Origin of the sequence: Alteromonas sp. 009811495 (assembly GCF_028865455.1) — a bacterium.
Lineage (GTDB): Bacteria > Pseudomonadota > Gammaproteobacteria > Enterobacterales > Alteromonadaceae > Alteromonas.
Genome location: NZ_CP113972.1, coordinates 550,757 through 575,402, shown reverse-complemented (window position 1 = coordinate 575,402; position 24,646 = coordinate 550,757). Strand labels below are relative to the sequence as shown.

Genomic DNA, 24,646 nt, shown 5'->3' with positions numbered 1-24,646 from the left:
CCGCTTCGCTATTATGCCCTACGTGCCAGCGCCCCTTATTTAAAAGTTATATGCCAGTAAGCATCTCATGATTTTAAATAAAGAATTAAAACAACTAGAAGAAAAACTAACTCTTCAAAGTTCTTTAGATATAAATCAGGAAGCCAATGAAAACCTGGTTTCATTCGGTTTTAGTAAGCAGGATGCTACTCTAACCACTAAAAGGGATATTGAGTTGTTTTTATCTCGTGCTTTGTCGATATACAGTTCAAGTAATAGTGGTAACGAAAAATTGTTTTACGCATGGCTCGATGAAATGTCGTCACAAATTCGCGTAAGTGCGGTCTCAACAAATCACAATACATTACCATTTAGAACTGAACTAGAGTGTTGTACTTTGGAGGAACTTGCTACTTCTATAAAACGATACGACAGTGGTGCGTTCACTAGTGGTAGTATTAGGATTTTTAAGAGTAGCATATAACAAAACACTAAAGGCACTCGCGCTGCTCGCTGGGACGCTACCACATAGGCTGCGTCACTTCGTTCCTAATTTTAGCCTATGTGTTATCGCCCCTTAGTGGGGTGTTAGGCGTCATTTACTTACAGCATTAAAAAGTGGGTTCAACCGTGACATTCCAGCATCAAGGTTGTTTTGCTAGGTTGTTTTTGCGGCTAGCGCTTGTTGCTGTGTAAACGACTTTAGCAACGCGCTTTTCATCAACATCGAAACGCCAATATTCAGCACCGCTTGCTTTCTAAACTCGCTCTTTTATCCTGCGATGTCCTTAACATCTGGCATTTCGCACAGGGTTGTTTTATCTTAATTTCAATAATTTAAACACGCGGTCTATTTGGTTAGTGGTGACAGCAAAGCTGCGTACTTTCAGTTGTACGCCTAACAAAACGCTGTTGGCACTCCCTTCGGTCGCTGGGACGCTAACACGGGGCCGCTTCGCGATTATGGCCCCATGTTAGCGCCCCAAAGCTTAGCGTTAGGTAGCAGTATGGAATTCGACACTATAAGAAATTTGGAATTAGAGCTAAATGATCTTGCTACCCGAAAAAACAAGCAACGTCTAGAAGCTTTAATAGCCGATGAATTCGAGGAAGTCGGAAAATCAGGCAAGAGGTTTTCTAAATCGGATATTATCAACGAACTGGTCAACGAAGAATCAGTGGCTTTTTCAGCCCACGATTTTAGCTTCGTTGTACTAGCCAAAGACTGTGTTTTGGTTAAGTATCTAACCACAATAAATCAACAAAGTGCATATCGGTGTTCTATATGGAAAAAATCACAAAGCAATTGGCAAATTCAATATCACCAAGGCACTCCGATTAAACATGCTACCTAACAAACGCATTAACACTCGCTGCGCTCGTTAGGGACAAAAACACGTAGGCTCCCTTCGCTTCGCTCTGTATTATAGCCTACGTATTTTTGCCCGTTATGCGGGCGTTATACACCACCCATTTTTTAGTAAAAATCAGGACAAAGTTCAGCACTTTTTTACAACAGCTTTGGGAGTTTGTTTTAGTTTTTAGTAAGCATCAAAGGTGGAGTGACAGTCCTGCTTTTCAACTCAAACCGCCCTCTTCTTGGCAGCAAGTAAAAGTTAAAAACGCTGGTTGTTTTGTTCAGCACTTTTACCCTATTTTCTTCAACATGCTGGCAGTTAAGAAACGGTTTGTGTATAACAAAAAAATTAAGTCGCCTGCTGGCGCAGGCTGGGACGCATTCACGTGGGCTGCTTCGCATTTTAGCCCACGCGCCTGCGCCCCTTATTTAAAAGTTATGGGCACAGTGGATGATCCAGAATAGAATTTTACTTTTGCTTCTATTTTTAATATCGGGATGCTCAAACGAGCCTCAAGAGTTAACTCCTGAAATGCAAAAGCAAGCCACCGAAACTGTACTCGAATATCTGAAACGCAATAATCTGCCAAATGAAAATTTAGAGTTTTCCATTTCAAAGAATAGAGATATAGCAGACTTTTCTTACATGTATCGGGGCGGTGGGCGTTGTATCAATTTCATTGTCAAATGTTATGGTTCCAACTGCAAAGAGCTTCAGAAGTATCCATATGATAGGCATGGGGAAAAGTGCCCATAACAAACGCATTAACACTCGCTGCGCTCGCTAGGGACAAAAACACGTAGGCTCCCTGCGCTTCGCTTGGTATTGTAGCCTACGTATTTTTGCCCGTTATGCGGGCGTTAGGCGTCATTTACTTACAGCATAAAAAAGTGGGTTTAACTGTTACATTCCAGCATCAAGGTTGTTTCGCTAGGTTGTCTTTGCAGCTTGCTTTTTCGGTAGTTTCAACTGCTTTAGCAACGTGCGTTTCATCAACACCGCAAAGCCAACATTCTGCATCACCAGTCTTCTAAACTCGCTCTTTTATCCAGCAATGTCGTTAACATCTGGCATTTCGCACAGGGTTGTTTTATCTTAATTTCAACAATTTAAATAAGTGGCCTTATCGGCTAGTGGTGGCAGCAAAGCTGCGTACTTTCCTTTGTACGCCTAACAAAACGCTGTTGGCACTCCCTCCGGTCGCTGGGACGCTAACACGGGGCCGCTTCGCAATTATGGCCCCATGTTAGCGCCCCAAAGCTTAGCGTTATACACCACCCATTCTTTAGTAAAAGTCAGGCCGAAGTTCAGTGCTTTTTTACAACGGCTTTGGGGGTTCGTTTTGGTTTTCGGTCAGCATCGAAGGCAGCTTGAAAGCACCGCTTTTCAACTCAAGAAGCTCACTTCTTTGGCAGCAAGTAAAAGCTAAAAACGTTGGTTGTTTTATTCAGTACTTTTACCCTATTTTCTTCAACATGCTGGCAGTTAACAAACGGTTTGTGTATAACAAAAAAATTAAGTCGTGCGCTCGCGCGCACTGGGACGCATACACGTGGGCTGCTTCGCATTTTAGCCCACGCGTCTGCGCCCCTTATTTAAAAGTTAGGTGCTCATCGTGAATTCATTTAATAAATCCAAAATGAATATTATAGCCAGGTCCACTAACTACATTGGTCTTCTGGGGGTTCTAGTTTGGGCACTTACTGCATTTGATAATCAACAATTCAGTACAGGAAATAAATCCATATTATTCGCATGGCTAGCAATAATTTTGTTTTTACATTTTCTATTGGGCCTGATAACTAAAGAGATTGCTTTTGGTCAGTTTGTAATTGAACAGTCGAAAACTGAAATTGGCTACATCACTTGCCTTGTTTTAATGGGTCTTTTAAGTTTTGGGTTGGCGTTTCTAGCTTATGCTATATAAAGGTTTTATCGGGCACGCACCTAACAAAAAAATAAAGTCACTCACTTCGTTCGCTGGGACGCATACACGTGGGCGGCTTCGCCATTTTCGCCCACGTGTCTGCGCCCCTTATTTAAAAGTTATACACCACCCTTTATTTAGTAATAATCAGACCTAAGTTCAGTACTTTTTTACAACGGCTTTAGGGGTTCGTTTTAGTTTTCGGTCAGCATCAAAGGTAACTTAAAAGCTCTGCTTTTCAATTCAAGCAGCTCCCTTCTTTGGCAGCTAGTAAGAGTCAGAATCGCTAGTTGTTTTATTCGGTGCTTTTACCCTATTTTCTTCAACATGCTGGTAGTTAACAAACGGTTTGTGTATAACAAAAAAATTAAGTCGTGGGCTAAAGCCCACTGGGACGCTAACACGCAGGGCCGCTTCGCTATTTTGCCCTACGTGTTATCGCCCCTTATTTAAAAGTTATGAGTCACTGAAATTCAACTTATGTATGAAGTATTATTAGAAAAAGGTTTGAGCGAAATACAGTTTGGATTTCGCCCTAGCCAGGTTAAATCAATTTTGGGTACCGAACTCTTTTATGAAGAGTGGATGGGGGGAAACCTAGAAAACTTCCTTTATTACCAAGGGCTTTTAATTGGCTTTAAAGGTGACATTGAAAACTGTCCAACTGAAAATTCATTCGTATGCATGTTTCAAGTAAAAGCCATACACCCCGTAAGTATTTGGGGACAGGAGATTTCTCAAGCAACGAAACAAGAAATTGAATCACTTTTGATAGCTAAAAACATAGAATACGCAACACTCTCAAACGGCAGCATCGAAAGTGCGGATAACAAATTACAATTCAGCTTTAATATCGCTAACACTTTAGATGAGGTGTACTTTGCAAGCTAAGACTCATAACAAAAAAATTAAGACACTCACTTCGTTCGCTGGGACGCATACACGTGGGCTGCTTCGCATTCTAGCCCACGCGCCTGCGCCCCTTATTTAAAAGTTAGTTGCCACAGGGAAATCATGCTTAAGAAAATCTTGAAAAAACTCCAATCCTTTGGAAAACCTGACCCGTCAGCAATAGTTGGCGAATTAATTAAAGCAGACGAGATGTGTAGGTTAGAGCCAGAATTATCCTCTCAATTTCAAATGACTTATGATGAGTATAGGGAAGCTCTAAAAAATGAATATGAGGGGTTAGATATGGCAAATGAAATCGCAAATACCCCTGCAATCGGTGAGCTAACGATAGAGCAGCATGCACGTAAAATAGTTCAGGCATATCACAGTAGCCAAAAACTAGATCCTTGGTACTCTTCAATTATCGAGGGTTCAAAGAGTGCGTCATCAAGGGCGTTTCAAGCTTATGGCAACTAACAAAAAAATTAAGTCACTCACTTCGTTCGCTGGGACGCATACACGTGGGCTGCTTCGCATTTTAGCCCACGCGTCTGCGCCCCTTATTTAAAAGTTATACACCACCCATTTTTTAGTAATAATCAGGCTAAAGTTCAGCACTTTTTTACAACAGCTTTAGGGGTTCGTTTTAGTTTTTGGTCAGCATCGAAGGAAGCTTGAAAACACCGCTTTTCAACTCAAGCAGCTCTCTTCTTTGGCAGCAAGTAAAAGCTAAAAACGTTGGTTGTTTTATTCAGTACTTTTACCCTATTTTCTTCAACATGCTGGCAGTTAAGAAACGGTTTGTGTATAACAAAAAAATTAAGTCGCCTGCTGGCGCAGGCTGGGACGCATACACGTGGGCTGCTTCGCATTGTAGCCCACGCGTCTGCGCCCCTTATTTAAAAGTTAGGCCCTTCGAGAAACTAATGAGTTTAGTGCTTGTAGAAAATGAATATTATGATGGCCCTAGGGTTGGTATCACGTTGTTAAATGAGGCTCCGTTTCGGTTTATTGCGGATTTTAAGCAAGAAGAAGGATATCTAGATACTTTTACTTTATACCCAATTTCTGAATCTGAAATGGAATTGGAAGTAGAACAATGGCGCATATTCGTAGATTGGAACAACGAATATGAAGCGGGAAAAGCATCAGTTGAAACACACCCCGGTCAAGGCGGTATATCGTCTAGATGGGATGAAATCGAGTTATTGCTAGAGCAATCAAGAAAGATTGGAAATACACCATCTTTAAAAGCAACTGCGGAATTTATCAGTAATGGACAAGGCAATAGATATGGCTATGATGGCCCATGCTATAGTGCTGAATGGTCTTTTTTTTAAAACGGGCCTAACAAGGCGCTCAAATCGCAATTGCCTGCGGCAATCGCTGGGACGCAAACGCAATGCGGCTTCGCCATTTTCGCATTGCATTTACGCCCCTTAGCTTAGTGTTAGGTGCTAAAAAGGAATTTATGATGACTCTGATTGATATGCCTAAACCTCTACTAATCCTTGTCATTGTTTATACAGCTTACTCGCTGGTGTCTCTTATGTCCTTTTCAAACATGTATCTCTCTATCATCCTCATTGCGATCATATTTGGTATAAGCGGACGATTTCGCAGCGCACTTGTAGGGCTACGCATATTTGTAGCGCTGCAAATTTTCGTTGCAGCTATTCTGCTTATGTTTCTCGTTGCATTTTCAACCGTCGAGATATCTCAAACTTTCAAACAATTTAATGAACTATCATACGCAGAACTTTTAATTTTCTATTTGTTTTTAGCTTTTCAGTGTTATGTTTCTTACTCTAGAAAAACAAGGATGTATGTTGAACGCACCTAACAAAAAAATTAAGTCACTCACTTCGTTCGTTGGGACGCATACACGTGGGCTGCTTCGCATTGTAGCCCACGCGTATGCGCCCCTTATTTAAAAGTTATACCCTCAAAAGGATATTGAAACATGCGTATTGATTTAGCCTATCTAAAAGAGCTCTTATCAGAGTTCCTAAACGCAGAAACAGCGCATATTAGCGTTGTAAAATTGCAGGACAATGGATTTCCAATTAGTTCCTCAGACAATCCTGAATACTTAGACGAAAAGTTCGTTTTTCATATGCAGATTCTGATGGATAATCGATTAATTTCTGACAGAAATTTACATTTGTCTGGTTTGGATTCAATAGGCATTACAATGGGCATAAGCGGTCCCCCTCTGATCTTCGATAAAGATATTAGGTTAACTCAAGCGGGCCACGATTTTGCCAATGCTTTAGATAAGCAAGAAGTGTTTGAGAAACTTAAAACTGAGTTCAAAGATGCTCCATTTAAAGTAGTTTTTGATGGTAGCCAAAAGTTGCTTCAGCACTATTTTAAGAAAAAATTGAATGATATTTTGGATGAGTAACGGGTATAACAACCCAATTAACTCGCTCACTACGTTCGCTGGGACGCATACACGCGGGCCGGCTTTGCCATTATGCCCCACGTGCCTGCGCCCGTTATTGGAAAGTTAGCTGCCATGTTTTACAGCAAGGATGTTTCTATGAAAAAGCTTATCTTAATTTTTTTCCTAATTGCACACACAGTAGAGGCCCAAACTCTCTATCCAAGCGAACACGACACACCAACTGGCAAAGCCGAGCTAAATTCTTTTTTCGTGCACTGTGATGATGATTGTTATTTTACTATGTTCTTAAAAGTCCAAAGACTAGATTTTGAATCGTCAAATGAATCAGGAGCTATGTATCGAGTTTGGAACGAAAATAGAGACCAGTATATTCTATTCGGTATCGACGCAAATAAAACAGAAAAAGAACCTCAAATTACCATCGTATCTTCGAAGGATGGTAAAAAGCACATTCTAGGAACATCAGAATTGGAGGCTTTTGAAGGATTTAGGTTTGAATGGAAGAATGGATTTTACGAGTTAAAAAACCTAAGAAGTGTTCCCTATGAAAATTATTCAAAAATAGAAGAGAGTGGATTAGGATTCAAAGGGAACTTGGACTTTAAACCACATTCCATCGAATATTTATTTTTAGGAGTCAAGCTTACCCAGTTTGTCGATGCTACTTCCCAGAATATTAATCCTGAATGGAAAAAGGTTGGTAGTGGCAGCTAACAAACAAATTATGTCACTCGCTGCCGCTCGCTGGGACGCAAACACGTGCGCGGCTTCGCCATTATTGCACACGTGTTTGCGCCCCATATTTGGAAGTTATACGCCATGGTGACAAATTCAGATATTTTTAAAGGTGCAACTCTTGGCCCAATAGTAGCCTTTCCGATAATGCTACTTTTCACCATTGACCAAAATGGTTTATTTCAAACTCTAGCCGGCAGTTTCGTATCGGCTAGCCTAAGTTTAATTGTTATTTATCCAATCAACTTCTTATATGGTGTTCCCGTTGCAATTGCTTTAAACAAACTAAATCTATTTAAACCACAGTACTTATGCTTGGCTTCATTGGTTCCAATAATTTTATTTTTTGGTGCAAGTGCAGAATTGATAATTCTCGCTCTTAGTATAAGTTTGTTTAGTTGGTGGGTTGCTCATGGAGCAGGTAATAGCGTATAACAAACCACTCAAGGCACTCGCGCTGCTCGCTGGGACGCTAACACATGGGCTGCGTCACTTCGTTCCTAATTTTAGCCCATATGTTATCGCCCCTTAGTGGGGTGTTAGGCTCTATGTCGATAATAGCTATTTTATTGAGTATTTTATTATTTTTTCCAGCAGCTATTGCAGCCTTTATTTGCGCTATGGCTACTGCTTTTTCAATCCTATCTCCAATATTTATTATTCCTTCCTTATTGGTGAGCGCGCTTGTTTTTTATATTTATTATCGTCAGTTTCAACTTTGTAAAAAACTTGGAAGGAATGAAGTTTTGGATGCAAAAATGAGTTCAAGCCTGATACTTGCAATATCTTGCCTATCTGGAGTTAGCGCAATACTGTATATGTATAGTTACGTTAAAAATCTGGACACTGTGCTTTTTAATCCAGATATTCTTTTTACGGCGGCTTCAATCTCACACACTTTGGCTTCTATTGTTTTGTTGTTAATTTATACAAAGCGAAAAGCCTAACAAAAAACTGTAGTCGTTCGCTGGCGCTCACTGGGACAATAACACGCAGGCTCAGTCGCTACGCTCCAAGTTTAGCCTGCGTGTTATTGCCCCTAAGTTGGGCGTTATGTGCCTTGAGGATCTTAGTTGAAATCGAAAACCATAGTTAAGTATTCAATTATATCAATCACATTCTTAATTGGACTTTATCTAATTATTGACCAAATTTTTATACGTGGTCGTCTAATTGAAACTTATAAAGGTGAAGTTATTTCGGTTTGGGACAACACGGGCATTTCGGGCAGGAATAAGCCCAACATATACCAAGCATCAGTGAGACTGAATAATGGTAATGTAGTCAACATTGTTTGCCGGTGTCCGTGTGTAGTTGGTCAAAAACTAGAAGTCAAAAAGTTTATGCCTTTGATAGGGTGGACTGAAAATTATTACAGCGGCACATAACAAACAAATTATGGCACTCGCTGCCGCTCGTTGGGACGCAAACACGTGCGCGGCTCCGCCATTATTGCACACGTGTTTGCGCCCCATATTTGGAAGTTATGCGTCAGTTAGGCAATGAGGATTTTAATGGAAATATGCCAGAAACTTGGAGTAAAACCCTCCCCGCCAATTTCTGCAACCAAAGTTGGGATTGCTTTAGACACCATTGGCAAACTTCCAATTAATGGCATTAGACACGCTCCAGAAAATGGTACGAACGGTTGGTATTTTTGGTGTGGAGAAACCTTATCGTCCGAGAAAGACTTCTTTTCACCGTTGCACACCGAGCATCTAGATAGGTATCTTCCTCAGGTTATTAAGTATTTGGATTTACCGCCAGGCTATCGGTTCCTAATAGATGATGCCGGCTATGAGGACGTATGGTTTGACAAAGAACTGTGAAACGCATAACAATCGTTTTAAGTCGTGCGCTGGCGCACACTGGGACACAAACACATGGGCTGCTTCGCATTGTAGCCCATGTGTTTGTGCCCCTTAAACGGGCGTTATACACCACCCATTTTTGAGTAAAGGTCAGGTCAAAGTTCAGCGCTTTTTTACAACAGCTTTGGGGGTTCGTTTTAGTTTTCGGTCAGCATCGAAGAAAGCTTGAAAGCCCTGCTATTCAACTCAAGCAGCCCTCTTCTTTGGCAGCAAGTAAAAATTAAAAACATTGGTTGTTTTGTTCGGTACTTTTACCCTATTTTCTTCAACATGCTGGCAGTTAACATACGGTTTGTGTATAACAAAAAAATCAAGTCGCCTGCTGCGCAGGCTGGGACGCATACACGTGGGCTGCTTCGCATTTTAGCCCACGCGCCTGCGCCCCTTATTTAAAAGTTATACACCACCCATTTTTTAGTAAAAATCAGGCCAAAGTTCAGCGCTTTTTTACAACGGCTTTAGGGGTTCGTTTTAGTTTTTGGTTAGCATCAAAGGTAACTTAAAAGTTCTGCTTTTCAACTCAAGCCGCCCTCTTTTCTGGCTACTTGCTAAAGTTAAAATCGCTGGTCGTTTTGCTCAGTGCTTTTACCCTATTTTCTTCAACATGCTGGCAGTTAACACACGGTTTGTGTATAACAAAAAAATTAAGTCGTGCGCTGGCGCGCACTGGGACGCAAACACGTGGGCTGCTTCGCATTTTAGCCCACGCGTCTGCGCTCCTTATTTAAAAGTTATACGCTATAAGCATCAAGGATAGAAATGCAGCTTAAAAAACCTAAGTATTTTCTTATTACTCAAAAATTAGGGCTTAAGTTACCACTAATTTGGTGTGGTTCAGCGTTATTAATCGGCGTGTTTACTCAAGAAATAGCAGCTGCAATCTTCATTTCATTCTCATCTTTTTTCTTAACTTGGCTTATTTGTAAACTTACAGGCTTTTTCTTCAGCTTCCAAGAACACAGCGGCATGCTAAAAAACCAAATTTACGATAACGTTTTAAAAGCAATTTGGTTTATAGCCCTGTTTTGCCTCGTAGTGAATTTCTTTAAATCTCTACTCTTAAAAGCAGGAAGTGAAGCATTCTTGGGCTGTGTATTTTCAATCGTTTATTTTGCCTTTATGCTTTCTACATCAAACCGCTGGGGTATGCACTTCGTTGAAAAACGCGTATAACAAAAAAATTAAGGCACTCACTTCGTTCGCTGGGACGCATACACGTGGGCTGCTTCGCATTTTAGCCCACGCGTCTGCGCCCCTTATTTAAAAGTTATGTGCCAGGGAAAGTTTATGTATAAAGGTTTTAAAGCATTGGTGTTTGCAACGGTCTTTTTTGCGACCCTCTTTTCTAATGCAACTCAAAGTAAGGATGTAAAAATGTCAGGCCCGGCCCAGAATGGTGTGCTCATCTACTCAAGCAACTTGTCCCACCTTGCAGAGTTCTATGAACAACTATTTGGCATGCGTGTTACCAAAGAGACTAAAGATTTTATCAGCTTGGATAGAGATGGATTCAATCTCATTATCCATGTCCCACCTTTCGATATGCCTCAAGACTCCTTTAGCCCAATTAAATTATTTTTGTCTGTTGAAAATATGGAAGCCACAAGAGAAAAAGCAGTCAACTTGGGCGGCAAGGCCTTCGATGGCGAGTGGGCAAATCCAATATTCAAAGTCTCCAACATAGCAGACAGAGAAGGCAATCATATACAGATCAGGGAGTTCAAAAATCCCAACAAAGGCTTATAGGTTGGTTTGTGGTCAAGGCACATAACAAAAAAATTAAGTCACTCACTTCGTTCGCTGGGACGCATACACATGGGCTGCTTCGCATTTTAGCCCACGCGCCTGCGCCCCTTATTTAAAAGTTAGGTGCTTCTAAGGATTGGAAATGAATAATTCAGAAAAATTTAAATCGTATCTTCTTAGCTATCAAAACAAAGATATCGATGCGGTTTCAAAACTCTTTGCACCCGATATTCATTTAAGAGATTGGAAAATCTCTGTTCATGGTAAAGCTATCGCCATATCAGAAACTCAGAAGAATTTTAACAATGCTTCAAGTTTGGAAATCGAAATCTTAAATATTATGGAAAACGAGAACTCAGTCTCTGGAGAGCTCAAGATTATAGTTAACCAGACAGAAGTACTTTACGTTGTAGACGTTGTAACATTCAATAACGCAGGTTTAATTTCATCAATCAGGGCTTACCTTGGCAGGGAAAACTAGGATGTATCTACACGCACCTAACAAAAAAATTAAGGCACTCACTGCGTTCGCTGGGACGCATACACGTGGGCTGCTTCGCATTGTAGCCCACGCGCCTGCGCCCCTTATTTAAAAGTTATACACCACCCATTTTTTAGTAAAAGGTAAGTCAAAGTTCAGCGCTTTTTCACAACAGCTTTGGGGGTTCGTTTTAGTTTTTGGTCAGCATCGAAAGAAGCTTGAAAACTCCGCTTTTCAACTCAAGCCGCCCTCTTCTTTGGCAACGTGCAAAAGTTAAAAACACTGGTTGTTTTGTTCAGTACTTTTACCCTATTTTCTTCAACATGCTGGCAGTTAACAAACGGTTTGTGTATAACAAAAAAATTAAGTCGCCTGCTGGCGCAGGCTGGGACGCATTCACGTGGGCTGCTTCGCATTTTAGCCCACGCGTCTGCGCCCCTTATTTACAAGTTATATGAACAGGAAAAATTGAGTGCAACTCCCATTTTCAACTTTTTTATTTTTAACTCGTTTAGTAGGTTTGTGCTTTATCTTTGTCGGACTAATATTTGGCTATTCGGCGGCAGAGTTACTTATTGACCCAGAAGCTACAGTCATCGTTAATGGCATTGAAAGAAATGACAGGGAAGCTAAAGGCACATTTTTGTTCATGCCCATCATTTTAATTGGCGTTGGCTTTACTCTTTGTAAAATCAAACCTAAAAGCTGGCACAAATATCGTCAGGCTAGGTCAATTTTTTGGTCCTTTTTTCATGGAAAGTAGTTCATATAACAAACCACTCAAGGCTCTCGCTTCGCTCGCTGGGACGCTAACACATGGGCTGCGTCACTCCGTTCCTTATTTTAGCCCATGTGTTATCGCCCCTTAGTGGGGTGTTATACACCACCCATTCTTTAGTAAAAAATAAGTCAAAGTTAGGCGCTTTTTTACAACTGCTTTGGGGGTTCCTTTTGGTTTTCTGAAAGCATCGAAGGTAACTTGAAAGCCTTGCTTTTCAACTCACGCAACTCTCTTCTCTGGCAGCTAGTAAAAGTCAAAATCGCTGGTTGTTTGGCTCGGTACTTTTACTCTATTTTCTTCAACATGCTGGCAGTTAACAAACGGTTTGTGTATAACAAAAAAATTAAGTCGCCTGCTGGCGCAGGCTGGGACGCATACACGTGGGCTGCTTTGCATTTTAGCCCACGCGTCTGCGCCCCTTATTTAAAAGTTATGTGACTCAGGATATTCATGGATAGAAACACTAAAAAAGCACTGAGATGGGATTCTGGTTACAGAACTAAACCAATCAAACCAGACAAAGCTTCCTTTTCAAGTGGCAAGTATTCTATGGCGTATGCTTGCCTCGACTGCAAAACCTCTTTTCAACGTAGCTTTCCTGGTGCTCCATGCGATTATCCATTGCACGGCCAGTGTGTTTCTTGTGGTGGTGTTACTTATAATTTAGGCCGGCATTTCAAAGCACCAAAAAAGTCTGATATCGCCCAATGGAAAAAGGTGGCATACCTCGTCCACCATGGTTTCTATTTTCAAAAAATCAGGCCTATCAAAAATAGCTATTGCAACGTTTCTTACCCTTCAACGTTGGCAGAAGCTAAAGTGTTTGTTAAAAAGTATAAAAAGCATGCTCTTATTTAGGATAAAGTCACATAACAAACAAATTATGGCACTCGCTGCCGCTCGCTGGGACGCAAACATGTGCGCGGCTTCGCCATTTTTGCACACATGTCTGCGCCCCATATTTGGAAGTTATATGACAAAGGTACTTTTGTGTTTCCAGTCTTCTTTTTGATTTCATTTCTTCTTGGAAATTTCATAGGTTTTCGAATTGTTCTCCACCTACTCAAAGTGACTGAAAATGTAAACAAGCGTAGTATGTTACTTACTGGTTTATTTTTAATTACACAGGCTTTTTCAGCTTCAATTACCTATTTGACGGGTTTAGTAGAGCCAGCATCAGTTGTAATATCGATAGTGTTGTTTTCGTTCATTTTAAAGCGCTTTATGGTTTTGAAACTATGGCAAGTTATCTTGATACCCATCGGCGTATCATTAGTCTCTGGGCTTATATTGGCTATCTTGCTAATGTCTACAGTGCAATTATGGGGTGGTTCAAGGGTTTAATCAGCATGTCATATAACAACCCAATCAACACACTCACTTCGTTCGCTGGGACGCATACACGCGGGGCGGCTTCGCCATTATGCCCCACATGTATGCGCCCGTTATTGGAAAGTTATGTGCTACAAGGAATACATGATTAAACTCGATGTTATTGGCATTATAGAAAGAGGCGATGATGCGGGATCTCAAGTCAAAGTAATTGACGACAGTGCAAATACTGGAGGCTTCCTAATAATTACCGGCAAAGATTTAAAAAATCAGCAACTAGAAGCGTTTGATGACTGGGTTCAAAATGAACATGAATTACAAGAATTTTTTAAGCAGTCAGGCTGGCTAATTAGATGGTTATCCTAGGAGCGCACATAACAATCGTTTTAAGTCGTGTGCTGGCGCACACTGGGACACAAACACATGGGCTGCTTCGCATTGTAGCCCATGTGTTTCTGCCCCTTAAACGGGCGTTATGTACTAATGAATATTCGAACATTTTTAGCTTTATTTTTACTTAGCGGCTGTTCAAGCATAGACAACAAGACTAGCTATGGAGTGAACTACGAAGTACCAATTGAAGCATCGTGCCTTGTAGATGTGGTAGCTGAATATAAGCCGTTTAATCCTGTTACAATTCTGAATTCATCTCTGGAATTCACATATTTTGAAAACAGTATTAATTTAAGTCTTCATTCTCAAGACTTAATCGGCGGTTATCAGCTGACTATAGACGGCATGTTTCTAGGCAAGAGTTACCAGCAGTTTGTTCAAGAGGCAGAGCGAACTTCTAAAATTGTCAAACATATCATAAGTCAAGGTTGTACATAGTGAACGCACATAACAAAAAAATTAAGTCGTTCCCTTCGGTCACTGGGACGCATACACGTGGGCTGCTTCGCATCTTAGCCCACGCGTCTGCGCCCCTTATTTAAAAGTTAGGTAACAGATGGATTTGAGTTCAATAGATTTAGCGAAAAAATACCACTCGTTAGAAGACGAAGAATGGGAGAAAAGCGGCGGTACATTTATCATAATCGCTGCTGGTAGGTTTGATTTTAATAATAATGAGTTTAAATCAGCTAACGAGTTACTAACGCATATTGAGCAACAGTCTCCTAAGAATGTATTAGTCCTGTATGACAGCACCACCACTCCATCACTCATTGTATCTGTGGTAGATCTGTGTAAAAAAGCTAATGTAGACAAGTTAGAAATAAAGAGTACCGAGGGATATGGACGCTAAGTTACCTAACAAACAAATTAAGCCGCTCACTGCATTCGCTGGGACGCATACACGTGGGCTGCTTCGCATTTTAGCCCACATGCCTGCGCCCCTTATTTAAAAGTTATATGGCTTCATCAAATGAATAGGACTAATTACAACAATCTCAAACTTAGCGTAAGAATGATGTTCCTGTTCATTACTTTCGTCATCTTCGTTATTAGTGCACTTCCAGTTGCCGGGTTTTATTCTTTTATATCAGAATACCTCAACATAGATCCTGACTTGCCACTGAAAGCCCAAGAAAATTCAACTGAATTTGTTGTATATATGTTAGTCTTTTTTGTGCTTTCGGTATGTCTGTCCGCTATAGTCGTTACATGCTTAATAGCGAAAATATGTGGGTACAATATGCAGCAATGTATCGACTATTTTTACCGTTACGAGAACTTGCCGAAAAACTGGTTAAAGCGTTAGTGGTAGCCATATAACACATATGAGCCTCCGGGCTGTCAATGAAAAAAGATAGCCCCTTGACCACTATTTCAAGATCAATACCGTTGCCTTTTTAGAACTCGTTTACTTCGTCTGTCATGGCTGATGTTAGGCGAGTTGCCTACGTCAAACACATATAGAGGCTCTTGTTGTTGCTCTTTTCAATTCCTTTTGACTGGCAACGGCACTAGACATTCATCGGTTAACCTTCCTCTGTCCTATTCAAATCTAAGTGGCTGCATTGACCAGTTAGTATCAGGTTCAGTGAAGGTGTAAGCAAATTCGTAAAAAGGTAGAGATGCGCAACAGTGGCATGTCTAATCAAACGCAGCAGGTTATGACCTGTTGGTATACTTATCGATGCTGCTTGATGCAGAGTACTGTGCGATAAGTTGATGCTCGTCGTTTAACCAGTTAGACGTTGCAGCTCATGCCACTGTGCGACTTACCCGTTTAAAAAGCGTTCTTCATCGAATACCTGCTGGTTCTTCAACATAAAGTAAGCACATCGCCCGATTTTATGAGCGAGTGCAGATAAGGCCTTCGCCTTGCTCATTCTCTTTTGTAACTTGGCTAGATATCGCTTGGCGTTGTCATTACCTTTAAGGTACAACACCGCTGCTTCGCTAAATGCCCACTTCAAGTGTGCGTTGCCAATCTTATTACCCTGCGTACCATGTGTTTTACCGGCCGACTCTGCTTTGCATTTTACTAACCGTGAATACGAGGCAAACTTCTGAACTGATGGAAACCGTTTAATATCGCCAACTTCATACAAAATGGTCAGGGCTAAAATTTTTCCGATACCTGGAAACGACTTAAGGATATGTAAATCTGTTGCACGGTGTGTTTGTGCCTGAGTCTTCACGTAGTGTTCAATCTTGTAGAGTTCACTCACCATGGTTTCGATAATATTGAGGTTTAAATCCATGCTCTTTTGCACAGCTTCATCGGGAAAAAAGTGATGCATTTTTTCTCGGTCAGGTGAATTTTGCAGATTCAAACGAGACTCCAGCGCAGGTAGATTGTATTGACTGATCGTGCTGGACACGTGCGCTTTCAGTTGCGCACTCATTCTCATTATGTGGGTTCTACGACGAAGCGCATCACGAATTGAGCGGTGCTCTTTTGAGTGGGCATGCGCGAGTGGGAAGTTCCCTCCGCGCATTAGCTTCGCTATTTTTAGTGCATCAATTTTATCGTTCTTCGTTTTACCTGCATGAATCGCTTTCATGTAAAGCGCATGGCCAAGAATAAAGTCAATATTGTGCGCTTCACAAAAGTCAGACACCCAATACCAGCAATGCATGCATTCCACGCCAACAACTACGTTGCCCAGATATGGCCTTAAAAGTGCTAACAGTTTGTCAGGTGAATCATCGATTTTTTCGTGAACGAGAATATTGTTTTCATTATCAATAATGCAGACATAAAGCAGTCTTGTGTGAAGATCGATTCCACAATAGTACGGATGTGTATTAGTATAAAAGTTCATTGAGTTTTCTCCCTTGGTTTGGTCGCCTATTAGGATAAACTCTGTTTATGCTGATAGGGAGGAGGCTCAATGATTATCAAAGCGCTGAACACGTTCCCTTCGGTCACTGGGACAGTAACGCGGCGGCGCTTCGCGATTATGCCGCCACGTCACTGCCCGTTAGCTTAGCGTTATACACCACCCATTTTTTAGTAAAAGCCAAGCCAAAGTTCAGCACTTTTTTACAACGGCTTTGGGGGTTCGTTTTAGTTTTTGGTCAGCATTGAAGGAAGCTTGAAAGCCCTGCTTTTCAACTCAAGCAGCTCTCTTCTCTGGCAGCTAGTAAAAGGTTAAAGCACTGGTTGTTTTGTTCGGTACTTTTACCCCAATTTCTTCAACATGCTGGCAGTTAACAAACGGTTTGTGTATAACAAAAAAATTAAGTCGCCTGCTAGCGCAGGCTGGGACGCATACACGTGGGCTGCTTCGCATTCTAGCCCACGCGTCTGCGCCCCTTATTTAAAAGTTATCTCTCAGGAGGACTGTTTTGAATAGGATATTTTTTCTAATCCTTCTTTTTTGGACATGTGGGGCCATTGCAAACCCAGAACCAACCAGAGTTTCACTTTTAAAACTTATTGCTACACCCGAAAAGTATTCCGGAAAACTTGTAGCTGTAGAAGGATACCTACACGTCAAATTCGAAGACTCTGTTCTCTATCTAACTAAAGATCATGCGGATAGGCTAATGGGCAAGGAAGGACTGTGGGTAAATTACTCAGATGAAATAAGCTTTCTACCCACTAGTGAAAATAATTTAGGTTACTTTGATGCAAAGTGGGTAACTATAATCGGAGTTTTCGAGTTCTCTGGTGAGCAAAACCATGGTCATATGAGTTCTAACTCCGGAACTCTCAACGAGGTTTCAAGGGTTATAGAACAAAGGCAATGGTATGATGGTTCTATTGAAATTGAGAGATAACAAAAAAATTAAGTCACTCACTTCGTTCGTTGGGACGCATACACGTGGGCTGCTTCGCATTATGGCCCACGCGTCTGCGCCCCTTATTTAAAAGTTAGGCGTCATTTACTTACAGCATTAAAAAGTGGGTTCAGCCATGACATTAGAGCATCAAGGTTGTTTCGCTAGGTTGTCTTTGCGGCTGGCTCTTGTTGCTGTTTAAACGACTTTAGCAACGCGCTTTTCATCAACATCGAAACGCCAACATTCAACATTACTTGCCTTCTAAACTCGCTCTTTTATCCAGCATTATCGGTAACATCTGGCTTTTCGAACAGGGTTGTTTTATCTTAATTTCAACAATTTAAATAAGTGGCCTTATCGGCTAGTGGTGGCAGCAAAGCTGCGTACTTTCAGTTGTACGCCTAACAAAACGCTGTTGGCACTCCCTTCGGTCGCTGGGACGCTAACACGGGGCCGCTTCGCGATTATAGCCCCATGTTAGCGCCCCAAAGCTTAGCGTTATGAGTCACTGAAATTCAACTTATGTATGAAGTATTATTAGAAAAAGGCTTGAGCGAAATACAGTTTGGATTTCGCCCTAGCCAGGTTAAATCAATTTTGGGTACCGAACTCTTTTATGAAGAGTGGATGGGAGGAAACCTAGAAAACTTCCTTTATTACCAAGGGCTTTTAATTGGCTTTAAAGGTGATATTGAAAATTGTCCAACTGAAAATTCATTCGTATGCATGTTTCAAGTAAAAACAATACACCCCGTAAGTATTTGGGGACATGAGATTTCTCAAGCAACGAAACAAGAAATTGAATCACTTTTGATAGCTAAAAACATAGAATACGCAACACTCTCAAACGGCAGCATCCAAAGTGCGGATAACAAATTACAATTCAGCTTTAATATCGCAAACACTTTAGATGAGGTGTACTTTGCAAGCTAAGACTCATAACAAAAAAATTAAGACACTCACTTCGTTCGCTGGGACGCATACACGTGGGCTGCTTCGCATTCTAGCCCACGCGCCTGCGCCCCTTATTTAAAAGTTATGTTTGCCGATGAAATTAGCACTTTTAGTTTTAATCCTTGCATTGCTTGCAGCCTGCGTAAACCTACCGGGAGAGAATGTAATAATTGTTTCTGGTACTGTCGGCAGTGAATGCACTTTAAAAGTAAAACCAACTGATGCTAAAGACTATTCCTACCAATTCAGAGAAATAGAAGGAAAATTCTCTGTAGACTACACTGTTGCAAATGCAGTGGATACATATGAAGTTACCGTTCTGTGTGCAGGCAATACTGTTTTGTATAAAACAATCCAGTACCCAAGCCAAGTAGAAATGTTTAATCTAGGTAGTATCGCCAGCACGCAAACATAACAAACCAAGTCAGCGGGACACTAACACGTAGGCTCCCGTCACTTCGTTCCTTATTTTAGCCTACGTGTTATTGCCCCTGCTTGGGGCGTTATACACCACCCATTTTTTAGTAAAAATCAGGCCAAAATTCAGTACCTTTTTACATCGGCTTTGGAGTTTCGTTTTAGCTTTTTGTCAGCATCGAAGGTAACTTGAAAGTTCTGCTTTTCAACTCAAGCCGCCCTCTTCTTTGGCAGCAAGTAAAAGTTTAAAGCACTGGTTGTTTTGTTCGGTGCTTTTACTCTATTTTCTTCAACATGCTGGCAGTTAAGAAACGGTTTGTGTATAACAAAAAAATTAAGTCGCCTGCTAGCGCAGGCTGGGACGCATACACGTGGGCTGCTTCGCATTTTAGCCCACGCGTCTGCGCCCCTTATTTAAAAGTTATAACCCTTAGCGTAAATTATGAACAAAGATGCTCATTTAAAGTTTTTAGCAGATGTCAGATGTGACGTATCTCAACATATGAAGTGGCGAAGAAGGCTGTTTGATAACCCTGACAACACAAAATTTGAAGTATCTCCCGAATCAATCGAAGATCTTTTCCCGACTTTGGCAGAGTGTATTCGCTCTGAAGGTCTACGCTTCATGGTAGAAAAGGAAGATGGAGATAGTGTTAACGCAGTTGTGTTTAAGTTTTATCCGACTTTATATCCAGAGTACGTAAAGGTCTCATTTAACAACCCAGAGGCGAGGTAGTAGTGAGAACGAGTTATAACAAAACGCTCAAGTCGCATCCCGCTGCGCGGGCTGCTGGGACAAAAACACAATGCGGCTCCGCCATTTTCGCATTGTGCTTTTGCCCCTTAGCTTAGTGTTAGGTGCTTTGGTGATGAAGAAAACATCTTTGCTTCTATTAATGTTAACTGTGCCTGTGTGTCATAGTAATAGCGAATCTGCTTTGAATAAGTGCAATGAAAAAGTTATTCCAATTGCACCGTTAGAGCTTGTGTGGCCAGGCTTGCCTGCTGGAGGCGTAACTGAAAACAACATCTCTGAAACAGTGACATTAAAATTTACTGTAAACAATCATGGTCAGCCAATGGACATAGAAGTAATCAATTCAACCTCAAGAGTTTATGACCGTGCGGCCAAACGAACTATTGCCAAAACAATATTTATTTCTCCTTTACAAGAATGTGTTAAATACATGAAGGTAAAATATGAAGATTAGGTTTTGGTGGGTAAAAATGAACAAACACGCACCTAACAACACGCTTAAGTCGTTCGCTGCACTCACTGGGACAATTACGCAATGCGCCTTTGGCATTATCGCATTGCGTAATTGCCCCTTAGCTTAAAGTTATGTGTCAGGAGTAACAATCAAGCATGGAAGAACTTTTTAAAAAATACACAGAGGCTTTTGACGCTTTTAACTCAGAGGTCATAGCGAGCCTTTATCGCCTTCCCTGTGCTATTTCAGACGCAGACGGTACTCAAACATTTACGGATAGACCAGCGCTTATTGAAAAGTTTGCGTTAAATTGTGAATCTATGCGCAACTTTGGCTATCAAAGCGCTCAGTTCAAAATTATGCAAGAGCAGCAACTTGGACAAGACAAAGTAGCAGTTACAATTGCTTGGCGTGTTAACGCAGGCAATTCAAATATAGACTTCCGCACTTTGTATGTCTGTCATTTTATAGACAACAAGTGGTTTATATTCAGCGCAAATGTATATCAAGGTAGTTTTTAAAAGTGCCACATAACAAGCAAATTAAGCCACTCACTTCGTTCGCTGGGACGCATACACGTGGGCTGCTTCGCATTTTAGCCCACGTAAATGCGCCCCTTATTTAAAAGTTATGCGCCACGGAGAATACGATGAACAATCAAGCGCAAATAGGTTTATTGAGTATCTTATTAATCTTGATTCTGTTCTTCGCGCTCGGCATGGACGATAGTCCTGAAAATGCGTTAATCGTTTCAGACGGAGAAAAGAAAGACTGCCCCACATACTGTCACAGAAACGATATCTGCGTGGAAGAATCAATATACATAATCGGCGATAACTTGGTCAGGCGAAAAGGTAGAACTGTATCTCTAGATAAACTCGTTACAATTCTTTCTAACGACCAATGCATTGTAAAAGATATACTTATTTACGCCGAGCCTGAGATTGAATATCAGGTGTCTCTAGAAGTCACTAATCAGTTAAACAAGAGCTTTCCAAATGCAGAGATCACTTGGCGCACTGGCGCATAACAAAAAAATTAAGTCACTCACTTCGTTCGCTGGGACGCATACACGTGGGCTGCTTCGCATTGTAGCCCACGCGTCTGCGCCCCTTATTTAAAAGTTATGTGCTAATGAATATTCGAACATTTTTAGCTTTATTTTTACTTAGCGGCTGTTCAAGCATAGACAACAAGATTAGCTATGGAGTGAACTACGAAGTACCAATTGAAGCATCGTGCCTTGTAGATGTGGTAGCTGAATATAAGCCGTTTAATCCTGTTACAATTCTGAATTCATCTCTGGAATTCACATATTTTGAAAACAGTATTAATTTAAGTCTTCATTCTCAAGACTTAATCGGCGGTTATCAGCTGACTATAGACGGCATGTTTCTAGGCAAGAGTTACCAGCAGTTTGTTCAAGAGGCAGAGCGAACTTCTAAAATTGTCAAACATATCATAAGTCAAGGTTGTACATAGTGAACGCACATAACAAAAAAATTAAGTCGTTCCCTTCGGTCACTGGGACGCATACACGTGGGCTGCTTCGCATTTTAGCCCACGCGCCTACGCCCCTTATTTAAAAGTTAGGTAAACCTGTATATGGAAATTTTGGTTGCTGTAATTAGCTTACTTTTTTTCGGGGTATTCCTCGCTGTAGCTCTAGCGCTATCTAGAGTTCCCGTTTTAGGCAACGCTTTAGATTTCTTTGCAGAATTAGCCAGCGGACCTCGCTTTGTATATCTTGCTTGGCCGTTTCTATTATCAACCGCTTACAGAAAAGAGTTAATTCTCGAGCATAGAAATAGAATTAAGTGGTTAGCTTGGGTAGAGTATTTTTTGGCAACAATTGTGTTTCTTGCAATTTGCGCCATAGGGCTTTTAATCATACACCACAATGTAAAGAGGCTCTTACTGCAAGGTGCTCTTTTTGAGTAGTTTACCTAACAATCGCATAAACTCGCTCGCAAGCTCGCTGGGACAAAAACACGTAGGCTCCCTTCGCTTCGCTCTGTATTATAGCCTACGTATTTTTGCCCGTTATGCGGGCCGTTAGGTGCTACAAGTGAAATGTCAGTGTCAAAGCATGGATATAAGAGTTACTGGCTGGAGAAATGATAGTTACTTCGGTTCAATGCCTGAGATGCAAAGTTATGGGAATGGTTGGCAATCTATTCTCAAATGTTCAACTTGTTCTCAACATTGGCTAGTTGATCACTTCGACAAAGTACAGTCACTATTTGCTTTGAAAATTGACTCTCCAACTGATGTCAGCAAAGATCATCTATTGAGGAAACACATAAGTGCGTTACTTAAAAAGTACAATGGTTATTCAACTAACAATTGTCAATTTGCTGACTGTAATGAATTGACATTAAAAGGAAAGGCTTTTTGCCCTAGATGCTTGATTACAAAGCAAGGGGTCTATGAATAAGCTCGCACCTAACAAAAAAATTAAGTCACTCACTTGGTTCGCTGGGACGCATACACGTGGGCTGCTTCGCATTTTAGCCCACGCGTCTGCGCCCCTTATTTAAAAGTTATACACCACCCATTTTTTAGTAAAAATCAGGCCAAAGTTCAGAACTTTTTACAACAGCTTTAGGGGTTCGTTTTAGTTTTTGGTCAGCATCGAAGGAAGCTTGAAAACTCCGCTTTTCAACTCAAGCAACCCTCTTCTTTGGCAACTAGTAAAAGTTAAAAGCTTTGGTTGTTTTGTTCAGTACTTTTACCCTATTTTCTTCAACATGCTGGCAGTTAACATACGGTTTGTGTATAACAAAAAAATTAAGTCGCCTGCTGCGCAGGCTGGGACGCATACACGTGGGCTGCTTCGCATTGTAGCCCACGCGCCTGCGCCCCTTATTTAAAAGTTATACACCACCCATTATTTGGTAAGTAATAAGTCAGAGTTCAGCGCTTTTTTACAACAGCTTTGGGGGTTCCTTTTAGTTTTTTGGTCAGCATCGAAGGTAACTTGAAAGCGTTGCTTTTCAACTCAAGCAGCTCTCTTCTTTGGCAGCTAGTAAAAGTCAAAAACGGTGGTTGTTCTGTTCGGTTCTTTTACCCTATTTTCTTCAACATGCTGGCAGTTAACATACGGTTTGTGTATAACAAAAAAATTAAGTCGCCTGCTAGCGCAGGCTGGGACGCATTCACGTGGGCTGCTTCGCATTTTAGCCCACGTGCCTGCGCCCCTTATTTAAAAGTTATGTGACCAGGTAACCCAAAGATATGGATTTCACGAATAAACTCATCGGTGGCAATTCGCCATATATTCAGTCACTAAATTACAACCTTTCTAAACGAGAGATTGTTATTCACTTGCTTAGTTCAGCAGATTCTTCAACCGTTTCATTGGTTGTAACATTTCCTAAAATCACAGAATTCAAAGAAAGCTTGGAGGAAATAGATGACCAACTCGTAGACTCCATTATTTGGATAAATTATCTTAGTCAAAATCAAGTTTGCATCAAAACCGAATTACGTGAAATTATGTTCTCAATGGACGGAGTGCCGCATGCAGAGAAAGTCACATAACAAACCACTCAAGGCTCTCGCTTCGCTCGCTGGGACGCTAACACATGGGCTGCGTCACTTCGTTCCTAATTTTAGCCCATGTGTTATCGCCCCTTAGTGGGGTGTTATACACCACCCATTATTTAGTAATAACCAGGCCAAAATTCAGTGCTTTTTTACAACGGCTTTGGGGGTTCCTTTTGGTTTTCTGTAAGCATCGAAGGTAACTTGAAAGGCTTGCTTTTCAACTCAAGCAGCTCTCTTCTCTGGCAGCTAGTAAAAGTCAAAATCGCTGGTTGTTCGGCTCGGTACTTTTACTCTATTTTCTTCAACATGCTGGCAGTTAACAAACGGTTTGTGTATAACAAAAAAATTAAGTCGTGGGCTAAAGCCCACTGGGACGCTAACACGCAGGGCCGCTTCGCTATTATGCCCTACGCGTTATCGCCCCTTATTTAAAAGTTATACACCACCCATTATTTAGTAATAATCAGACCAAAGTTCAGCGCTCTTTTACAACAGCTTTAGGGGTTCGTTTTAGTTTTCAGTCGGCATCGAAGGTAACTTGAAAGCCCAGCTTTTCAACTCAAGCCGCCCTCTTCTTTGGCAGCAAGTAAAAGTTTAAAACACTGGTTGTTTTGTTCGGTGCTTTTACTCTATTTTCTTCAACATGCTGGCAGTTAACAAACGGTTTGTGTATAACAAAAAAATTAAGTCGCCTGCTAGCGCAGGCTGGGACGCATACACGTGGGCTGCTTCGCATTGTAGCCCACGCGTCTGCGCCCCTTATTTAAAAGTTATACACCACCCATTTTTTAGTAAAAAGTAAGCCAAAGTTCAGCACCTTTTTAC

The 24,646-nt window shown here is 41.2% G+C and carries 30 protein-coding genes; 29 read left to right on the top strand and 1 reads right to left on the bottom strand.

What is annotated here, in order from left to right:
- Positions 1-67 precede the first annotated feature (67 nt).
- The 19 genes from OZ660_RS02650 (at position 68) to OZ660_RS02560 (ending at position 14,757) form a co-directional block, all read left to right on the top strand.
- Positions 68-463, top strand: coding sequence for a hypothetical protein (locus OZ660_RS02650; RefSeq protein ID WP_274742471.1), 396 nt, complete (start codon positions 68-70; stop codon positions 461-463).
- 523 nt (positions 464-986) lie between these two features.
- The gene (locus tag OZ660_RS02645) at positions 987-1,334 is read left to right on the top strand and encodes a nuclear transport factor 2 family protein (protein WP_274742470.1); all 348 of its coding nucleotides are present in this window, start codon (positions 987-989) and stop codon (positions 1,332-1,334) included.
- 1,618 nt (positions 1,335-2,952) lie between these two features.
- The gene (locus OZ660_RS02640; RefSeq protein WP_274742469.1) at positions 2,953-3,264 is read left to right on the top strand and encodes a hypothetical protein; all 312 of its coding nucleotides are present in this window, start codon (positions 2,953-2,955) and stop codon (positions 3,262-3,264) included.
- 480 nt (positions 3,265-3,744) lie between these two features.
- A complete protein-coding gene (locus OZ660_RS02635; protein WP_274742468.1) occupies positions 3,745-4,155 on the top strand; it encodes a hypothetical protein in 411 nt (136 codons plus the stop codon).
- Positions 4,156-4,278: 123 nt separating this feature from the next.
- Complete coding sequence (locus tag OZ660_RS02630) at positions 4,279-4,632, top strand: hypothetical protein (RefSeq protein WP_274742467.1); 354 nt, start codon at positions 4,279-4,281, stop codon at positions 4,630-4,632.
- Between the two features lie 197 nt (positions 4,633-4,829).
- A complete protein-coding gene (locus OZ660_RS02625; RefSeq protein ID WP_274742466.1) occupies positions 4,830-5,495 on the top strand; it encodes a hypothetical protein in 666 nt (221 codons plus the stop codon).
- Positions 5,496-6,118: 623 nt separating this feature from the next.
- A complete protein-coding gene (locus OZ660_RS02620; RefSeq protein WP_274742465.1) occupies positions 6,119-6,562 on the top strand; it encodes a DUF2513 domain-containing protein in 444 nt (147 codons plus the stop codon).
- Between the two features lie 138 nt (positions 6,563-6,700).
- Positions 6,701-7,279, top strand: a complete 579-nt coding sequence (locus tag OZ660_RS02615; protein ID WP_274742464.1) for a hypothetical protein — start codon at positions 6,701-6,703, stop codon at positions 7,277-7,279.
- Positions 7,280-7,384: 105 nt separating this feature from the next.
- The gene (locus tag OZ660_RS02610) at positions 7,385-7,735 is read left to right on the top strand and encodes a hypothetical protein (protein WP_274742463.1); all 351 of its coding nucleotides are present in this window, start codon (positions 7,385-7,387) and stop codon (positions 7,733-7,735) included.
- 113 nt (positions 7,736-7,848) lie between these two features.
- Positions 7,849-8,247 carry a hypothetical protein gene (locus OZ660_RS02605; RefSeq protein ID WP_274742462.1) on the top strand — a complete coding sequence of 133 codons (399 nt, stop codon included), beginning with the start codon at positions 7,849-7,851 and terminating at the stop codon, positions 8,245-8,247.
- A 567-nt stretch (positions 8,248-8,814) separates the two neighbouring features.
- Positions 8,815-9,129 carry an immunity protein Imm33 domain-containing protein gene (locus tag OZ660_RS02600; RefSeq protein WP_226434644.1) on the top strand — a complete coding sequence of 105 codons (315 nt, stop codon included), beginning with the start codon at positions 8,815-8,817 and terminating at the stop codon, positions 9,127-9,129.
- 801 nt (positions 9,130-9,930) lie between these two features.
- The gene (locus tag OZ660_RS02595) at positions 9,931-10,344 is read left to right on the top strand and encodes a hypothetical protein (protein WP_274742461.1); all 414 of its coding nucleotides are present in this window, start codon (positions 9,931-9,933) and stop codon (positions 10,342-10,344) included.
- Between the two features lie 114 nt (positions 10,345-10,458).
- Positions 10,459-10,917: a VOC family protein gene (locus OZ660_RS02590; protein ID WP_274742460.1), complete on the top strand. Its 459-nt coding sequence runs from the start codon at positions 10,459-10,461 to the stop codon at positions 10,915-10,917.
- A gap of 142 nt (positions 10,918-11,059) precedes the next feature.
- Positions 11,060-11,398, top strand: coding sequence for a nuclear transport factor 2 family protein (locus OZ660_RS02585; RefSeq protein WP_274742459.1), 339 nt, complete (start codon positions 11,060-11,062; stop codon positions 11,396-11,398).
- A 472-nt stretch (positions 11,399-11,870) separates the two neighbouring features.
- Positions 11,871-12,161 (top strand): hypothetical protein, encoded by a 291-nt coding sequence (locus OZ660_RS02580; RefSeq protein WP_274742458.1) that lies wholly within the window; start codon positions 11,871-11,873, stop codon positions 12,159-12,161.
- Positions 12,162-12,629: 468 nt separating this feature from the next.
- Positions 12,630-13,037: a hypothetical protein gene (locus OZ660_RS02575; RefSeq protein ID WP_159582028.1), complete on the top strand. Its 408-nt coding sequence runs from the start codon at positions 12,630-12,632 to the stop codon at positions 13,035-13,037.
- 618 nt (positions 13,038-13,655) lie between these two features.
- Entirely contained in the window at positions 13,656-13,877 is a 222-nt protein-coding gene (locus tag OZ660_RS02570; protein WP_274742457.1) for a hypothetical protein, read from the top strand.
- Between the two features lie 117 nt (positions 13,878-13,994).
- Positions 13,995-14,342, top strand: coding sequence for a hypothetical protein (locus OZ660_RS02565; RefSeq protein ID WP_274742456.1), 348 nt, complete (start codon positions 13,995-13,997; stop codon positions 14,340-14,342).
- 118 nt (positions 14,343-14,460) lie between these two features.
- Positions 14,461-14,757 (top strand): hypothetical protein, encoded by a 297-nt coding sequence (locus OZ660_RS02560; protein ID WP_274742455.1) that lies wholly within the window; start codon positions 14,461-14,463, stop codon positions 14,755-14,757.
- A 919-nt stretch (positions 14,758-15,676) separates the two neighbouring features.
- Here the strand turns inward: OZ660_RS02560 and OZ660_RS02555 are convergent.
- Positions 15,677-16,726, bottom strand: coding sequence for an IS110 family transposase (locus OZ660_RS02555; protein ID WP_274742431.1), 1,050 nt, complete (start codon positions 16,724-16,726; stop codon positions 15,677-15,679).
- Positions 16,727-17,252: 526 nt separating this feature from the next.
- Between OZ660_RS02555 and OZ660_RS02550 the strand changes: the two genes are divergently transcribed.
- From OZ660_RS02550 to OZ660_RS02505, 10 genes are all read left to right on the top strand, one after another.
- On the top strand, positions 17,253-17,687 hold the full coding sequence (locus OZ660_RS02550; protein ID WP_274742454.1) for a hypothetical protein: 435 nt from the start codon (positions 17,253-17,255) through the stop codon (positions 17,685-17,687).
- Between the two features lie 525 nt (positions 17,688-18,212).
- A complete protein-coding gene (locus OZ660_RS02545) occupies positions 18,213-18,623 on the top strand; it encodes a hypothetical protein (protein ID WP_274742453.1) in 411 nt (136 codons plus the stop codon).
- Positions 18,624-18,738: 115 nt separating this feature from the next.
- Positions 18,739-19,059 carry a hypothetical protein gene (locus OZ660_RS02540; RefSeq protein ID WP_274742452.1) on the top strand — a complete coding sequence of 107 codons (321 nt, stop codon included), beginning with the start codon at positions 18,739-18,741 and terminating at the stop codon, positions 19,057-19,059.
- A gap of 444 nt (positions 19,060-19,503) precedes the next feature.
- Positions 19,504-19,797, top strand: a complete 294-nt coding sequence (locus OZ660_RS02535; protein WP_274742451.1) for a hypothetical protein — start codon at positions 19,504-19,506, stop codon at positions 19,795-19,797.
- A gap of 133 nt (positions 19,798-19,930) precedes the next feature.
- Complete coding sequence (locus OZ660_RS02530) at positions 19,931-20,272, top strand: energy transducer TonB (protein ID WP_274742450.1); 342 nt, start codon at positions 19,931-19,933, stop codon at positions 20,270-20,272.
- Positions 20,273-20,427: 155 nt separating this feature from the next.
- Complete coding sequence (locus tag OZ660_RS02525) at positions 20,428-20,793, top strand: hypothetical protein (RefSeq protein ID WP_274742449.1); 366 nt, start codon at positions 20,428-20,430, stop codon at positions 20,791-20,793.
- A gap of 128 nt (positions 20,794-20,921) precedes the next feature.
- Positions 20,922-21,302 carry a hypothetical protein gene (locus OZ660_RS02520; RefSeq protein WP_274742448.1) on the top strand — a complete coding sequence of 127 codons (381 nt, stop codon included), beginning with the start codon at positions 20,922-20,924 and terminating at the stop codon, positions 21,300-21,302.
- A gap of 104 nt (positions 21,303-21,406) precedes the next feature.
- Positions 21,407-21,754 (top strand): hypothetical protein, encoded by a 348-nt coding sequence (locus OZ660_RS02515; protein WP_274742447.1) that lies wholly within the window; start codon positions 21,407-21,409, stop codon positions 21,752-21,754.
- Positions 21,755-21,877: 123 nt separating this feature from the next.
- On the top strand, positions 21,878-22,213 hold the full coding sequence (locus OZ660_RS02510; protein WP_274742446.1) for a hypothetical protein: 336 nt from the start codon (positions 21,878-21,880) through the stop codon (positions 22,211-22,213).
- A 1,296-nt stretch (positions 22,214-23,509) separates the two neighbouring features.
- On the top strand, positions 23,510-23,815 hold the full coding sequence (locus OZ660_RS02505; protein WP_274742445.1) for a hypothetical protein: 306 nt from the start codon (positions 23,510-23,512) through the stop codon (positions 23,813-23,815).
- Positions 23,816-24,646 lie beyond the last annotated feature (831 nt).